General features: G+C 64.2%; 11 protein-coding genes. 8 read left to right on the top strand and 3 right to left on the bottom strand.

What is annotated here, in order from left to right:
* Positions 1-46: 46 nt before the first annotated feature.
* The 4 genes from rpsU to rpoD all read left to right on the top strand — a co-directional run bounded on the left by rpsU (position 47) and on the right by rpoD (position 5,530).
* Positions 47-259: a 30S ribosomal protein S21 gene (rpsU, locus tag QHC78_RS01950; protein WP_087782307.1), complete on the top strand. Its 213-nt coding sequence runs from the start codon at positions 47-49 to the stop codon at positions 257-259.
* A gap of 157 nt (positions 260-416) precedes the next feature.
* Positions 417-878 (top strand): GatB/YqeY domain-containing protein, encoded by a 462-nt coding sequence (locus tag QHC78_RS01945; protein WP_319742194.1) that lies wholly within the window; start codon positions 417-419, stop codon positions 876-878.
* Positions 879-912: 34 nt separating this feature from the next.
* Positions 913-2,925, top strand: coding sequence for a DNA primase (dnaG, locus tag QHC78_RS01940; protein ID WP_319742193.1), 2,013 nt, complete (start codon positions 913-915; stop codon positions 2,923-2,925).
* Between the two features lie 226 nt (positions 2,926-3,151).
* Positions 3,152-5,530, top strand: a complete 2,379-nt coding sequence (rpoD, locus tag QHC78_RS01935; protein ID WP_319742191.1) for an RNA polymerase sigma factor RpoD — start codon at positions 3,152-3,154, stop codon at positions 5,528-5,530.
* A gap of 87 nt (positions 5,531-5,617) precedes the next feature.
* Here the strand turns inward: rpoD and QHC78_RS01930 are convergent, their stop codons facing one another.
* Positions 5,618-6,541, bottom strand: coding sequence for a LysR family transcriptional regulator (locus QHC78_RS01930; protein WP_319742190.1), 924 nt, complete (start codon positions 6,539-6,541; stop codon positions 5,618-5,620).
* A 200-nt stretch (positions 6,542-6,741) separates the two neighbouring features.
* Between QHC78_RS01930 and QHC78_RS01925 the strand changes: the two genes are divergently transcribed.
* Entirely contained in the window at positions 6,742-7,935 is a 1,194-nt protein-coding gene (locus tag QHC78_RS01925; RefSeq protein WP_319742189.1) for an acyl-CoA dehydrogenase, read from the top strand.
* Between the two features lie 53 nt (positions 7,936-7,988).
* Here the strand turns inward: QHC78_RS01925 and prpR are convergent, their stop codons facing one another.
* Entirely contained in the window at positions 7,989-9,944 is a 1,956-nt protein-coding gene (prpR, locus tag QHC78_RS01920; protein WP_319742188.1) for a propionate catabolism operon regulatory protein PrpR, read from the bottom strand.
* A 221-nt stretch (positions 9,945-10,165) separates the two neighbouring features.
* Here prpR and prpB point away from each other — a divergent pair, with 221 nt between their 5' ends.
* From prpB to QHC78_RS01905, 3 genes are all read left to right on the top strand, one after another.
* Positions 10,166-11,071 (top strand): methylisocitrate lyase, encoded by a 906-nt coding sequence (gene prpB, locus QHC78_RS01915; protein WP_319742187.1) that lies wholly within the window; start codon positions 10,166-10,168, stop codon positions 11,069-11,071.
* A gap of 70 nt (positions 11,072-11,141) precedes the next feature.
* Positions 11,142-12,299 carry a bifunctional 2-methylcitrate synthase/citrate synthase gene (gene prpC, locus QHC78_RS01910; protein ID WP_319742725.1) on the top strand — a complete coding sequence of 386 codons (1,158 nt, stop codon included), beginning with the start codon at positions 11,142-11,144 and terminating at the stop codon, positions 12,297-12,299.
* Between the two features lie 102 nt (positions 12,300-12,401).
* Positions 12,402-13,850: a bifunctional 2-methylcitrate dehydratase/aconitate hydratase gene (locus QHC78_RS01905; protein WP_319742186.1), complete on the top strand. Its 1,449-nt coding sequence runs from the start codon at positions 12,402-12,404 to the stop codon at positions 13,848-13,850.
* Between the two features lie 60 nt (positions 13,851-13,910).
* Here QHC78_RS01905 and argE read toward each other — a convergent pair whose 3' ends face one another.
* Positions 13,911-15,116: an acetylornithine deacetylase gene (argE, locus tag QHC78_RS01900; RefSeq protein WP_319742184.1), complete on the bottom strand. Its 1,206-nt coding sequence runs from the start codon at positions 15,114-15,116 to the stop codon at positions 13,911-13,913.
* Positions 15,117-15,384 lie beyond the last annotated feature (268 nt).

Genomic DNA, 15,384 nt, shown 5'->3' with positions numbered 1-15,384 from the left:
ATTGGCAGGCTTGATTAACCCCTAGCAACCCCGAGGCAATCGTTACATGCCGACAATTCGCGTTAAAGAAAATGAGCCGTTTGAGGTCGCCCTGCGTCGTTTCAAGCGCACCATTGAAAAGACTGGCTTGCTGACCGAACTGCGCTCGCGCGAGTTTTACGAAAAGCCCACGGCCGAGCGTAAACGCAAGCATGCCGCTGCCGTCAAGCGCCACTACAAGCGCATTCGCAGCCAGCAACTGCCCAAGCGCCTGTACTGATTGCGGTCACGCCCCGGCGTGACATAAGCTTTCCGGTAGTTTCGCAGAATTTCGAGAGCCGCTACGGCATCAGCCGGGCGGCTTTTGGCGTTTTCCCGTTATTCTTTGCCTTGTCTCCGGCCCGCCTCGGCCGAGCCTTCCATATCGCGGAATTTCCATGACAGCAGACACTCTCAAAGCCCGTCTTTCCGATGAAATCAAGAGCGCGATGCGTGCCAAGGCGGCCGACCGCCTTGGCACGCTGCGCTTGTTGTCGGCGGCGATCAAGCAGAAAGAGGTCGACGAGCGCCGGGAGCTGGAGGATGCCGACATCATTGCCATCGTTGAAAAACAGGTGAAGCAGCGCCGCGAATCCATCGCTTCGTTCGAGCAGGCCGGACGGGCCGAATCGGCCGAACAGGAGCGCGCGGAAATCGCGGTGCTGCAGGAATTCCTGCCCCAGGCGGCGTCCGAGGAGGAAATCGCGGCGGTAGTGTCGGCCGCGGTGGCGGAAGTCACCGCCCAAGGCGTAACGGGAGGCGCGGCCATGGGCAAGATCATGGGCTTGGTCAAGCCCAGGCTGGCCGGCCGTGCCGACATGGCCGAAGTGTCGAAGCTGATCAAGGCCCGGTTGGCTTGAGCCTGGCGAGCCGAGCTCCTGACGCCTTGCGCGCATGATCCCCGAGTCGTTCATCCAGGATCTGCTGGCCCGGGTCGACATCGTCGATGTCGTCGGCCAGCACGTGCAATTGCGCAAGGCCGGGGCCAACTTGCTCGGCTTGTGTCCTTTTCATGGAGAAAAGACGCCGTCCTTCACGGTAAGTCCGACTAAGCAGTTCTACCATTGCTTCGGGTGCGGGGCCCACGGGACGGCGATCCGCTTTCTGATGGAGCACACCGGCGCCGGCTTTCCGGAAGCGGTGAGGAGCCTGGCCGGTATGGTGGGCTTGCAGGTACCGGAAGAGGAACGCAGCCCCAGGCAGCGCGCCGCCCGCCAGCAGCGCGAGGCCATGGTGTCGCGCCATAGCCAGGTCCTGGAGACCGCAAATGCCTGGTACCGACAGCAATTGCGCGGCGCCCCGGCAGCGATCGCCTACTTGAAGGGACGGGGCCTGTCGGGCGAGATCGCAGCCCGTTTCGGCCTGGGCTGGGCAGGGGCCGAGCGGCAGGGGCTCGCCGCCGTGTTGCCCTCCTACGACGACCCGCTGCTGGTAGAGGCCGGTCTGGTCATCGAGAGCGAAGATGGGCGCCGTTATGACCGTTTCCGCGAGCGGATCACCTTTCCCATCCGGAATGCCCGCGGCCATTTGATCGGGTTTGGCGGCCGCATCATCGGCAAAGGGGAGCCAAAATACCTGAATTCCCCTGAAACCCCCATTTTTTCCAAAGGGTCGGAGCTGTATGGGCTCTGGGAGGCGCGTCAGGCGATCCGTAAGGAAGGCATGGTGGTGGTGGTCGAAGGCTATATGGACGTGGTGGCCCTGGCGCAACTGGGCATCGAGTGTGCCGTCGCCACCTTGGGCACTGCCACGACGCCGGTCCATGTACAGAAGCTGCTGCGCGCCAGCGATAACGTGATCTTCAGCTTCGATGGCGACAAGGCGGGCCGCAAGGCCGCATGGCGCGCGCTCGAGGCTTGCCTGCCTCTGCTGCGGGACGACGTCTCCATGCGTTTCCTGTTCCTGCCGGACGATCACGACCCCGACTCGTACGTGCGGGAGTTCGGCGCCGACAGTTTTCGCAAGGCGTTGCGGGAGGCCATGTCCTTGTCGCAATTCATGCTGGGCGAGCTGGCTGCGCGCCATGCCATGGACGAGGCCGAAGGGCGGGCGCGTTGCGTCCACGATGCCCGTCCGCTGCTCCAGGCCATGCCGGCGGGCGCCTTGCGCATGCAGGTGCAGCGGGAGCTGGCGCAGCTTACCCGGCTGACCACCGACGAGCTGGCGCAGCTCATAGTGCTCCAGGATGTACCCAGCGGCCCGCTGGTCCAGCCCGCCGGCCAAATCCGGGGAACTTCTCCGGTTCCCGTCCGCTCAGAGTCTAATGGCGTGCAGGACGACGGCGACGGTCCCATCTGGGTGCCGGACTCCGAGCCGCCTGGCGACCATTTCTACGAGCCGGCCCCCGATTTTCATCCGCGACAGGATGGGGCTGGCCAAGGCGGCGGATTCCGCCCCGGTCGCTTCAAAGGCGGGCGATTCCGGGATCGGGACGGCCGCTACGGCGAGGGACGGCCCCCCGGCTACGCCGGGCCGCGTCCCCGGGTGACCCCGATAGCCGGGCGCTTGCTGCAGTTGCTGCTGGCCCACCCCGGCCTGGTCCGCCATATAGACGAGGATGCCGAGCGTTTGCTGGAGGCCAATCAAGGATACGAGCCGGTCAAGACGCTGCTCGCGCTGGTGCGCAGCACCGGCGCCCAGCACGCCGGCGCGCTGCTGCAGGCGGCGGAGGGCACGGACCTCGCACAGGCCCTTGTGATGGCCTCGACGGCCACCATCTATGAAGACGAGCTACCCGATCCCGACGGCGAACTGCACGACGCCTTGCGCATGGTCGAGTTGCAGGCCGTCAGTGCCGAGCAGCAGAGATTGGCCGCTTCAGGCCTGAAAGATGCACAGGACAAGGAAAGATACCTCGCGTTGACCGAAAGAATCGTGGAGTTGAAGAAGCCGAGGGTGTTAGAATAGAGGGTTTACCGCAGGTCTAATGCCGACCTTTTGCCCGGGTTTTCTGGTATAGGTTTGTAACGAGGACTTTGCGCGCGCATTTTGCGCATCCGTTTGCCTGTCCGCGGCCGAGCGCCCCTGGGCGGTAGGCGGGCGGATAGCGGCACCGCGCCGGCAGGCGCCGGATACAGGTGTGGGCCGGGGCGATCCGACCCCCGGATGAAATATTAGGAGTGGTTGACCGACCATGGCGAAGACGACAGGCAAGACGCTGACTGTGAACAAATCCAAAGCCGAAGGGCAAGACAAGGCCAAGGAAAAGGCGGCGTCGAAGACGGCTGACGCCAGCGGCGTCAAGGTAACGGTCAAGTCGGCCGGCCGGGCCCGGACCAAGCTGCTGGAACCGAAGGCCGCCGCCCAGACGGTCGATACCGATTTCGAACCCGCGGTCGAGCCGGTCGAGAAGGCCAAGCCTGCGGCGAAGGCGGCGACCAAGGCCACCAAGACCGCCCGGGCCGCCAAGACCGCGAGCAAGACCGTGTCCGCCGCCGACAAGAAAAACGCCGAGAAGAAGCTCGCCGAGCTGCTGGCCAAGCCGGTGGGGCGCCGTCCTGGCCGTCCTCCCAAGGATGCCAAGCAGGCGGACTCTTCCGGTGCTGATTTCGACGACGTGAATGATGGCGACGTCGATGCCGAGCCGATTCCCGAGATCAAGATTCCCAAGGGACGCGGCAAGCGGGGCAAGGCCGATCCCAAGGACCTGATCGCGCGCGGCCCGGTGTCGCCCGAGGAATACGAGGCGCGCCGCAATCGCCTGAAATTGCTGATCAAGCTCGGCAAGGACCGCGGCTACCTGACGTACGGCGAGATCAACGATCACCTGCCCGACGATCTGGTCGACGCCGAGGCGATCGACGGCATCATCAGCACGTTCAACGACATGGGCATCTCGGTCTATGACCAGGCGCCCGATGCGGAAACCTTGCTGCTCAACGAGAACGCTCCCGTAGCCTCGTCCGACGACGATGCCGAGGAGGAAGCCGAGGCCGCGCTGTCCACGGTCGATTCCGATTTCGGCCGCACCACCGATCCGGTCCGCATGTACATGCGCGAGATGGGTTCGGTCGAGCTGCTGACCCGCGAAGGGGAAATCGAGATCGCCAAGCGTATCGAAGACGGTCTCAAGCACATGGTCATGGCCATTTCCGCGTGCCCGACCACCATCAACGAGATCCTCGAGCATGCCGACCGCGTGCGCAACGCCGAAATCCAGATCGACGAGGTCGTGGACGGCCTGATCGATCCGAACGATGGCGAGGAATACGCCGGTTCGGGCGTCACCTCGTCGTCCGACGATGACGACGACGATGCGGACGAAGCGCCCGCCGGCGGCATGAGCAGCAAGCAGGTCGAGGAACTGCGCATCAAGTCGCTCGAGAAATTCGAGAACGTCAAGCGCTGGTTCGACAAGATGCGCCAGGCTTACGAGCGCGAGGGCTACAAGTCGGAGGCGTACATCTCGGCGCAGGAAACCATCCTGCAGGAAATGATGGGCATACGCTTCACGGCCAAGATGGTCGAGCGCCTGGCCGATACGCTGCGCTCCCAGGTCGAGGAAGTCCGCAAGCTCGAGCGCGCCATCATGCAGATCTGCATCGAACGCGCGGGCATGCCGCGGGCCCACTTCATCAAGACCTTCCCGGGCAACGAAACCAACCTGGATTGGGTCATTGGCGAAGTCGACGCCGGCCACGAGTATTCCGAAACGCTGTCGCGGCAGATCCCGGCCATCCAGGAGCTGCAGCAGAAGCTGATCGATCTGCAGGCGCGCGTCGTGCTGCCGCTCAAGGACTTGAAGGACGTCAACAAGCAGATGGCCACCGGCGAAGCCAAGGCCCGCAAGGCCAAGCGCGAGATGACGGAGGCCAACCTGCGCCTGGTGATTTCGATCGCGAAGAAGTACACCAACCGCGGCCTGCAGTTCCTCGACCTCATCCAGGAAGGCAACATCGGCCTGATGAAGGCGGTGGACAAATTCGAATACCGCCGCGGGTACAAGTTCTCGACCTACGCTACCTGGTGGATCCGGCAGGCCATCACCCGTTCGATCGCCGATCAGGCCCGCACCATCCGCATCCCGGTGCACATGATCGAAACGATCAACAAGATGAATCGCATCAGCCGGCAGATCCTGCAGGAAACCGGGGCCGAGCCCGATCCGGCCACCCTGGCGCAGAAAATGGACATGCCGGAAGACAAGATCCGGAAGATCCTGAAGATCGCCAAGGAGCCGATCTCGATGGAAACGCCCATCGGCGACGACGACGATTCGCACCTGGGCGACTTCATCGAGGACACGGCCACCCTGGCGCCCTCGGATGCGGCCCTGCACGGTTCGATGCGCAACGTAGTCAAGGAAGTGCTGGACTCGCTGACCCCGCGCGAAGCCAAGGTGCTGCGCATGCGTTTCGGTATCGAGATGAGCACCGACCAGACGCTGGAAGAGGTCGGCAAGCAGTTCGACGTGACGCGTGAGCGCATTCGCCAGATCGAAGCCAAGGCCTTGCGCAAGCTGCGCCACCCCAGCCGCGCCGACAAGCTCAAGAGCTTCCTGGAAGGCCAGTAAGCGCTGCTGCGAAATCAAAATCCCCGTCACGCATGGTGCGTGACGGGGATTTTTTATGCCAGGACGGTCCGCCCCGCCGATGCCGGTTCAGGCTGGGCTGTCGGCCAGGCCGTGCTCGCGCCGGTACGCCTCTGCCTGTTCCTTCAGCCATCGGGTAAAGGCGTGGACCGGCGCATGGTCTGCTTTCCATTCGGGCAGGACCAGGTAGTAGTTCTTGTCCCGGACCGATTCGCGGTGGCAGGCGACGACCAGTTTGCCGGCCGCCAGTTCGGCCTCGACCATCAGCCGCGGCACCAGCGCGATGCCCTGGCCGTGGACGGCCGCCTCGATCAGCATGGAGAACAATTCGTAGCGGGGTCCGCTCAGGTCATGGGCATGGCTGACGTTCTGGGCGGCAAACCATTGCCGCCACGCGTAGGGGCGTGTGCTCTGCTGGAGCAGCCGGTAGGCCGAGAATTGCTCGGGCATGATGCGCTTGCGGACACCGAGCAGCCGCGGCGAGCAGACCGGCACGAGTTTTTCCGGCATGAGGAAGATGGCCTCGGTTCCGGGCCACGGGCCGTCTCCAGCATAGATGGCCGCGTCGAAGGGCGTGCCTTCGAACAGGAAGGGGCGACTCTGCGGCGTGATGTTGAGCACGATGTTGGGGGCCGCCCGTTCGAAGCTTGCCAGGCGGGGCAGCAGCCAGCGCGTGGCGAAGGTTGCGACCGAAGCCAGCTCCAGGACGCCGCCTTCCCCGCGCCGGGCCATCAGGTCCAAGGTGTCGCGCTCGACTTCGTCCAGCCTGCGCGCGACGACCTCGCCGTAGGCGAGGCCGGCTTGCGTCAGTGTGACGCCGCGGCGGGTGCGGCGAAAGAGCTTGAGCCCCAGGAACGATTCCAGGCTTGCTATTTGCCGGCACACGGCACTTTGGGTCAAGGCCAGCTCGGCCGCGGCCTTGGTGAAGCTCTGGTGGCGGGCGGCCGCCTCGAAGGCGGTCAGCGCGGCCGTGCTGGGAAGTTTGCGGCGCATCGGGGGGCCCCGGAAGGCAAAACGCTACTTTAACAAGTACAGAAAACGCACAGGTAAGTGAAAAGAACTCGTTTGGCGGCAGTACCAAATGCGTATATCGTGCTGGAAAGACGCCCAGCCCGAGCCAGGGGCGGCGAGGATATCGGGGCAGCGCCTTCGGTATCCGCCTGTTCTACAACCATCCGCGAGACATGAATCTTATGCACAAGCCCGCACAATTCAACTGGGCCGACCCTTTGTTGCTCGACCAGCAGTTGACCGATGACGAACGCATGGTTCGGGAAGCCGCCGCGGCATATTGCCAGGACAAGCTGATGCCGCGCGTGCTGGAGTCCTTCCGCCACGAAAGGACCGATGCCGCCATCTTCCGCGAAATGGGCGAGCTCGGCCTGCTGGGCCCCACCATTCCCGAGCAGTACGGCGGTCCGGGCCTGAACTATGTGAGCTATGGCCTGATCGCGCGCGAAGTCGAGCGGGTCGACTCCGGCTACCGCTCCATGATGAGCGTCCAGTCCTCGCTGGTCATGGTTCCGATCTACGAATTCGGCACCGAGGCGCAAAAGCAGAAGTACCTGCCCAAGCTGGCCACCGGCGAATTGATCGGCTGCTTCGGCTTGACCGAGCCCAACCACGGTTCCGATCCGGGCTCCATGGTGACCCGCGCTACCAAGGTCGATGGCGGATACCGGCTGAGCGGCGCCAAGATGTGGATCACCAATTCGCCCATCGCCGACGTCTTCGTGGTGTGGGCCAAGCTCAAGGAAGAAGACGGCAAGGACGCCATTCGCGGCTTCATCCTGGAAAAAGGCTGGAAGGGGCTGTCGGCTCCCGCTATCCATGGCAAGGTCGGCCTGCGCACCTCGATCACCGGCGAGATTGTCATGGACGAAGTGTTCGTGCCGGAAGAAAACTACATGCCCAATGTGGCCGGCCTGAAAGGGCCGTTCACCTGCCTCAATTCGGCGCGCTACGGCATTGCCTGGGGAGCGCTGGGTGCCGCCGAGTATTGCTGGCATACCGCCCGCCAATATGTGCTCGATCGCAAGCAGTTCGGCCGGCCGCTGGCCGCCAACCAGCTCATCCAGAAGAAGCTCGCCGATATGCAGACCGAAATCACGCTGGGGCTGCAAGGATGCCTGCGCCTGGGCCGCATGAAGGACGAAGGCACGGCTGCGGTGGAGATAACGTCCATCATGAAGCGCAATTCCTGCGGGAAGGCGTTGGACATTGCCCGCCTGGCGCGCGACATGCTGGGCGGCAATGGTATTTCCGACGAATTCGGCGTCATCCGGCACCTGGTCAACCTGGAGGTGGTCAACACCTACGAGGGCACGCACGACATCCATGCGCTGATCCTCGGGCGTGCGCAGACAGGCATCCAGGCTTTCTGCTGAGCCTTCTCGCATGCGCGGGGCCGGCGGTGTCCGGCCCCGCGGCAGAGCCGTTCTCAGGCGGTCCCGTTCTTGAGCTTGCGCCACAGGGTGGCCGGGCTGATCCCCAGGATTTCGCAGGCCGCGGCCCGATCGCCGCCGCAGGCCTCGAGCACGCGCCGGACGTGGGCCGTCTCGCTGGCGCGGGCGACGTCTTCCAGCGGCGCCAACGGCGGGCAGCCGGCGTTTTCCCGGCCCGATCCGGCATAGAGTTCCGGCACGGTCACCGCCAGTTCCAATTCCAGTTCCTTGCGGCCGGGCTTGCGCCCGGCATGCGACACCGCGACCCGTTCCAGCACATTCTCCATTTCGCGCAGGTTCCCCGGCCAGGCATAGCCGGCACAGCGGGCTTTGACGAAGGCGGGCAGCCGCACCGGGCGCGGAATGCCCAGCCGGCGCTGGGCGCGCGCATAGAGCACTTCTGCCAGTTCTTCGATGTCGCCCTCGCGTTCGCGTAGCGGCGGCACGGTAATCCGGAGGATATTGAGCCGATAGAACAGGTCGCGCCGGAACTCGCCGGTATCGACCATGGCGCGAAGATCCCGATGCGTGGCTGCAATGACCCGCACGTTGACCGCGACCGGCTCCAGCGCGCCCACGGGCAGCACCTGCCGCTCCTGCAGCACGCGCAGCAAGCGCACCTGAAGGGCCAGCGGCATGTCGCCGATCTCGTCCAGGAATATGGTTCCGTTGTGGGCAGCTTCGAACAGTCCGGTCTTGCCGCCTTTGCGCGCTCCGCTGAACGCGCCTTCCACGTAGCCGAACAGTTCGCTCTCGAGCAGCGGTTCCGGAAAGGCGGCGCAGTTGATCGCGACGAACGGAAAATCCCGCCGGGGGCTGGCGCGGTGCATGCCCTGCGCGAGGACTTCCTTGCCGGTGCCGCTTTCGCCTTCGATCAGGACCGTGGAACTGACCTGCGCGTACAGCCGCGCCAGCTCCCGCACGCGCTCGATGGCCGGGGACCTGCCGAGCAAATCGTCCAGCTCGTAGCGCGTGCCGACCGGGCGCACCCCCGTGCCGGTGCGCAAACTGCGGTCCACACGCTGGATGGCTTTCGAATCCTGCGCGGTGACTACCGCGCCCAGCAGCTCGCCGCCGCTCTGGATCGGGATGCGGTTCAGGATGAGGACCTTGTCGTTGACCTTCTGGATCGTCTCCAGCTCTTTCTGCCCATGGCGTAGCGGGCCTTCCAGCGATATTGCCGGCGCGACTTCCTCCAGGAGGCGACCGATGGCCTGGTCCCCTCGCAATCCCAGCAGCCGCTCCATGGTCGGATTCAGCGACTGGATGCGGCCCTCGGCGTCGACCGCCACCACGCCTTCGTTCAGGTGGGACAGGACGGTGTTCAGGTACTCGCGCCGACGCTGCTCGATGCGCGCCAGCCGCGCGGCTTCGATGGCATCTTCCAATGCCATGCGTATCGAGTTGGCGGAGTAGAGGAATACGCCCGCCAGCCCTTGCTGTTCGGCCAGGTCGGACACCATGCCCGGCCCGACGATGACCTCCAGGCCCGCCCGTTTGAGCCCCTGGACCCGCGCAGCGGCGTCTTCGACCGTGATGTAGCTGTGGCTGGGGAAGTCGAGTCCGAAGGCCTGCTTGAAGGCTTCCGTCTCCGGAAACGTGGACGCGTGGGTAACCAGGGCCAGGCGGCTGGACAATTGCCGCGCCGTCGTCAGCGCATGCATGACGTCAAACCCGGTGACCTTGATCAGGATGACCGGGACATCGACGTGCTGGCGCAGGTAGGCGCCGTTAGAGCCGCCCGCCACCACGGCGTCGACCAGGCCTTGCCGGGCTGCTTCGTTGATGGAGCGGGCAGCCGTCTCGAAACCTTCATCGACGATGCGGAAATCGGCCTGGCCGGCGTACGCCGGAGTCAGTTCGGCAAATGCGCGCGAGACCCGGCTGATGCCCATGGCCCAGATCACGGGCCGGGCAGGGGAGCGCGGCAGCAAAGGAGCGGCAAGTGCCATGGAGCGTCCCGGCTATGGTCGATATCAAAAATGATTATACGGATTTCATAAATGAAAGAATTGCGGCAGCGGCGACTGCTTGCGCGGCAGAACGGACAAGCTTTCCGAACGGCCGAAACTCCGATACGGCGGGCGTTTCGGGCGAACGGCCCAGGCCGGGATCGGGCCGATGGCATGGTCTTTGCAGTAATCTGGCCGTTTCCCGACCATCGAGTAACGCCATGACACAACCCAGGCAACTATCGCCGGGAGCCCGATTTCGCCAGGCCCTGGGCGAAGAACAACCCTTGCAAATCATCGGCGCGATCAACGCCAACCACGCGTTGCTGGCCCGGCGTGCCGGCTTCCGCGCCATCTACCTGTCGGGAGGCGGGGTAGCGGCCGGATCGCTGGGCATGCCGGACCTGGGCATCAATAGCCTGGACGACGTGCTGACCGACGTGCGGCGTATCACCGACGTGTGCGACCTGCCGCTGATGGTGGATATCGACACCGGCTTCGGGCCGTCGGCCTTCAACATCGCGCGGACCGTCAAGAGCCTGATCAAGTTCGGCGCAGCGGCCTGCCACATCGAGGACCAGGTCGGCGCCAAGCGTTGCGGCCACCGTCCCGGCAAGGAGATCGTCTCGGCGGCCGAAATGGTCGACCGGATCAAGGCCGCAGCCGACGCCAAGACCGATCCTGACTTCTTCCTGGTCGCCCGCACCGACGCCATCGCGGTCGAAGGGCTGGACGCCGCCATCGAACGCGCGCAGGCTTGCGTGGAGGCGGGGGCAGACGGCATATTCGCGGAAGCCGCCTACGACCTGCCGACTTACCGCAAGTTTGCCGAGGCGGTGAAAGTGCCCGTGCTGGCCAACATTACCGAATTCGGCCAGACGCCGCTGTTCACGGTAGAAGAGTTGCGCAGCGCCGACGTTTCCATGGTGCTCTATCCCTTGTCGGCGTTCCGCGCCATGAACAAGGCGGCCGAGACGGTCTACACCGCCATCCGGCGCGACGGTCACCAGAAGAACGTCCTGGACATGATGCAAACCCGGGAAGAGCTGTACGATCGCATCGGCTATCACGCGTTCGAGCAGCATCTGGATGCCCTGTTCAATAAAAATCCCCCTCCGAGGTCCTGAGGGATGCCTTCCGCATTCCAGGACGTGGGACAGTATCTCTAGGAGCGAGACGATGAGTGCAGCAACACCCATGCAGAAGGATCAACCGGCGGCCGGCCCCAGGCCGAAGAAGTCGGTAGCGCTGTCCGGAGTCATGGCGGGTAATACCGCGCTATGCACGGTCGGCCGCAGCGGCAACGACTTGCATTACCGCGGCTACGACATCCTGGATATTGCCGACGAATGCGAGTTCGAGGAAATCGCCTATCTGCTGGTGCACGGCAAGTTGCCCAATCGCAGCGAACTGGCAGCCTACAAAGCCAAGCTCAAGTCCATGCGCGGGCTGCCGGCCAACGTCAAGGCCACGCTCGAATGGCTCCCGGCGGCGAGCCACCCCATGGACGTCATGCGTACCGGCGTGTCGGCGCTTGGATGCGTGCTGCCCGAGAAGGACGACCACAGCGTGCCCGGAGCGCGCGACATCGCCGACCGCCTGATGGCCTCGCTAGGATCCATGCTGCTCTATTGGTACCACTACAGCCACCGCGGCGAGCGCATCGACGTCGATACCGACGACGACAGCATCGGCGGCCACTTCCTGCATCTGCTGCACGGCAAGCCCGCGCCCGCTTCCTGGGTGCGTGCCATGCACACCTCGCTGAACCTGTACGCCGAACATGAGTTCAACGCCTCGACCTTCACCGCGCGGGTGGTTGCCGGCACAGGTTCGGACATGTATTCGGCCATCACCGGCGCCATCGGGGCGCTGCGCGGTCCCAAGCACGGAGGCGCCAACGAAGTCGCCTTCGAGGTCCAGAGCCGCTACGAAACACCCGACGAAGCCGAGGCCGACATCCGCCGCCGCGTGGAGAACAAGGAAGTCGTCATCGGGTTCGGCCACCCGGTCTATACCGTGGGCGACCCGCGCAACCAGGTCATCAAGGAAGTGGCCCGCCGCTTGTCCAAGGAATCGGGCAACACCCGGCTCTTCGATATAGCGGAACGCCTGGAAACGGTGATGTGGGACGCCAAGAAAATGTTCCCCAACTTGGACTGGTTCAGCGCCGTCAGCTATCACGCCATGGGCGTGCCGACGGCGATGTTCACGCCGCTCTTTGTCATTGCGCGCACCGCCGGCTGGTCGGCGCACATCATCGAACAGCGCATCGACAACAAGATCATCCGGCCCAGCGCCAACTACATCGGTCCGGAAGACCGCAAGTTCGTGCCGCTGGCCAAACGCAAGTAATCCGATCCACCCATCCCTTTATCGTCCACTCGTCAGCCCCGCGTCGCCTCAATGCGTGTCATTCCAGGATGGCATGCGTCCGCACCCAGGGGGGAGCTTCCCATGTCTGCCATCTCTAACGTCCGTCCCAAGCCCGACCAGGTTCTCGTCGACATCGTCGACTATGTTCTGAAGAAAGAGATCACCAGCACGCTGGCCTACGAAACCGCGCGCAACTGCCTGATCGATACCCTGGGCTGCGGGCTGGAGGCGCTCGAATATCCGGCTTGCACCAAACTGCTCGGGCCCATCGTGCCAGGGACTATCGTCCCCAACGGCGCGAAAGTCCCTGGCACGCAGTTCCAGCTCGATCCGGTACAGGCCGCCTTCAACATCGGCGCCATGATCCGCTGGCTGGATTTCAACGACACCTGGCTCGCGGCCGAGTGGGGCCACCCCTCGGACAACCTGGGGGGCATTCTCGCCACGGCGGACTGGCTGTCCCGCCAGGGGGTAGCGGCGGGCAAGAAGCCCTTGTCCATGAAGGACGTGCTCACCGCCATGATCAAGGCGCATGAAATCCAGGGGTGCATTGCACTGGAGAACTCCTTCAACCGCGTCGGGCTGGACCATGTGGTGCTCGTCAAGGTGGCTTCCACCGCCGTAGTCGGACAGCTGCTGGGCCTGACGCGCGACGAACTCATCAACGCCGTCTCGCTCGCCTGGGTCGACGGCCAGAGCCTCCGCACCTATCGCCACGCGCCCAACACCGGCTCGCGCAAGAGCTGGGCCGCGGGTGATGCCACCAGCCGGGCCGTGCGCCTCGCCCTGATCGCGCGCACCGGCGAAATGGGTTATCCCTCGGTGCTGACCGCCAAGACTTGGGGCTTCTACGACGTGTTGTTCCAAGGGCAACCGTTCAGGTTCCAGCGGCCCTACGGCAGCTACGTCATGGAAAACGTACTGTTCAAGATCTCGTATCCGGCCGAATTCCATTCCCAGACCGCGGTCGAATGCGCGATGGAGATCCACAAGCAGCTCGAGAAACAGGGCCGCAGCGCCGACGACATCAAGAAGATCACCATTCGCACGCACGAAGCCTGCATACGCATCATCGACAAGCAGGGTCCGCTCGACAATCCGGCCGATCGCGACCACTGCATCCAGTACATGGTCGCGGTGCCCATCCTGTTCGGCCGCCTCACTGCCGAGGACTACGAGGATGCGGTCGCCCAAGACCCCCGCATCGATGCATTGCGGGCCAAAATCGTCTGCGTCGAGGATCCTGCCTTTACCAAGGACTACCACGACCCCGACAAGCGCTCGATCGCCAACGCGCTCACCGTCGAGTTCAAGGATGGCAGGCAGCTCGAGGAAGTTGTGTGCGAATACCCCATCGGCCACAAGCGCCGGCGCCAGGACGGTATCCCGCTGCTCGAGGCCAAGTTCCGCACCAACCTCGCGCGCCGCTTCCCGGCCAAGCAGCAGCAGGCGATCCTCGATGTGTCGCTGGACCAGGAGGCCCTCGAGGCGATGCCGGTGCACGAGTATGTGGATTTGTATGTGATTTGAGGGGTGCTGCCGCATCCGCCCCGGCACCGGGCATAGCCATACCGATTGCGCTGGCGTCCTTCAGGAGCGGCTGGCGGCCGCAGCCGGAAACGCTGCCGCCAGCCGCTCCAGGAACCCCAGGCATTGCGCCAGCTGGCTCACTTCCAGGTATTCATCGGCCTTGTGCGCTTGCTGGATCGAGCCTGGGCCGCAAACGATAGTGGGGATGCCGACTTGCTGGAACAGGCCGCCTTCCGTGCCGAACGACAGGGTGACCCGGTCTGTGTGTTCGGTCGCCTGGCATGCCAGCGCCTGCAGCCAGCCTGATGCATTCTCGTCGCGAAGTTCCGGATAGACCTCGGACTCTTCCAGCTCGATCGCGCTGTCGCTGTAACCCGCGCGCATCTCGGGCAACAGCTCGGTATCGATGAACTGCCGGACTTCTTCAAGCAACACACCGACGTCGTCCTGAGGCAAGTTACGGATCTCGAACTCGAGCTGCGCATGATCGGGGATGACATTGAGCGCAATGCCGCCGTTCAGGCGCCCGGTATGCACGGTGGAATAGGGGGGCTCGAAGCGGGCGTCGTACGGCCCCTGCTGACGCAGCCGCTGGCCGATGCGGCGCAAGCGCACCGCCAGCTCGGCCGCAAAATCAACGGCGTTCACGCCCATGTGGGTCAACGCAGAATGCCCCGCCAGTCCATGCACGCAGCAGCGGTAGGCCCGTTTCCCTTTATGGGCCACTGCGACCTGCATGGAGGTAGGCTCGCCGATGATGCAGGCCAGCGGCTTGACCCCGGTATGGTTCAACTGCGCGAGTAGATGCGGTACCCCCAGGCATCCGACCTCCTCATCATAGGTAAAGGCGAGATGGATGGGCAGGCGCTCGCAGGTCGAGACAAACACCGGCACGCTGGCCAGCATTGCAGCCAGGTAGCCTTTCATGTCAGCAGTGCCACGCCCCAGTAGCCGGCCCTGCTGTCGGGTCAGCCGGAATGGCTCGACGGTCCACGGTTGCCCCCGCACAGGCACGACATCCGTATGTCCCGACAGGCATAAGCCAGGGCGGTCGGAGGGGCCGATGGTGGCATAAAGATTGGCCTTGCCGCCCTCGATGTCGCCGCTGAGCGTGCCCTGGATTCCCCATTGCGACAGATAGTCCTGGATGAAGTCGATCAGCGCGAGGTTGCCGTTGCCGCTTTGCGTGTCGAAACCAATCAGCGACTCCAACAGGTCGATGGCGCTGTCCAGTCGAGGGTGCATGACCGCGGGCGCTTTATTCATGGCCGAGAACTCCAGGCGGAAAGGGGCGAAACAGGTTGTGAGTACGGGGACCGCCATCTTCGACGGGGCGCGGCGGCCCGAGGTGCCGACATGCCGTTCTACAGCGGGCATTCATCTCGCGGCATACGGCACTACTTAGCAGCCTGGCATGGAAGCAAGCACGGTGCCACCGGCACACATTGTGCCGCACGAAGCGCGCCCCACCAAGAATGGCATGAACCGGGCCGGGCGCCTCCAGCCGGGCAAGGAATGGTAATGACCCCGCCCA

It is taken from the genome of Pigmentiphaga sp., from assembly GCF_033795525.1.
In the GTDB taxonomy this organism is placed as follows: Bacteria; Pseudomonadota; Gammaproteobacteria; order Burkholderiales; family Burkholderiaceae_B; genus Pigmentiphaga.
The sequence above is the reverse complement of the archived record's forward strand: the minus strand, read 5'-3'. Positions and strand labels throughout refer to the sequence as shown.

Bases quoted from the DNA above. Each gene is read 5' to 3' on its own strand.
- rpsU (WP_087782307.1), top strand. From the start codon at position 47: ATGCCGACAATTCGCGTTAAAGAAAATGAGCCGTTTGAGGTCGCCCTG.
- QHC78_RS01945 (WP_319742194.1), top strand. From the start codon at position 417: ATGACAGCAGACACTCTCAAAGCCCGTCTTTCCGATGAAATCAAGAGC.
- dnaG (WP_319742193.1), top strand. From the start codon at position 913: ATGATCCCCGAGTCGTTCATCCAGGATCTGCTGGCCCGGGTCGACATC.
- rpoD (WP_319742191.1), top strand. From the start codon at position 3,152: ATGGCGAAGACGACAGGCAAGACGCTGACTGTGAACAAATCCAAAGCC.
- QHC78_RS01930 (WP_319742190.1), bottom strand. From the start codon at position 6,541: ATGCGCCGCAAACTTCCCAGCACGGCCGCGCTGACCGCCTTCGAGGCG.
- QHC78_RS01925 (WP_319742189.1), top strand. From the start codon at position 6,742: ATGCACAAGCCCGCACAATTCAACTGGGCCGACCCTTTGTTGCTCGAC.
- prpR (WP_319742188.1), bottom strand. From the start codon at position 9,944: ATGGCACTTGCCGCTCCTTTGCTGCCGCGCTCCCCTGCCCGGCCCGTG.
- prpB (WP_319742187.1), top strand. From the start codon at position 10,166: ATGACACAACCCAGGCAACTATCGCCGGGAGCCCGATTTCGCCAGGCC.
- prpC (WP_319742725.1), top strand. From the start codon at position 11,142: ATGCAGAAGGATCAACCGGCGGCCGGCCCCAGGCCGAAGAAGTCGGTA.
- QHC78_RS01905 (WP_319742186.1), top strand. From the start codon at position 12,402: ATGTCTGCCATCTCTAACGTCCGTCCCAAGCCCGACCAGGTTCTCGTC.
- argE (WP_319742184.1), bottom strand. From the start codon at position 15,116: ATGAATAAAGCGCCCGCGGTCATGCACCCTCGACTGGACAGCGCCATC.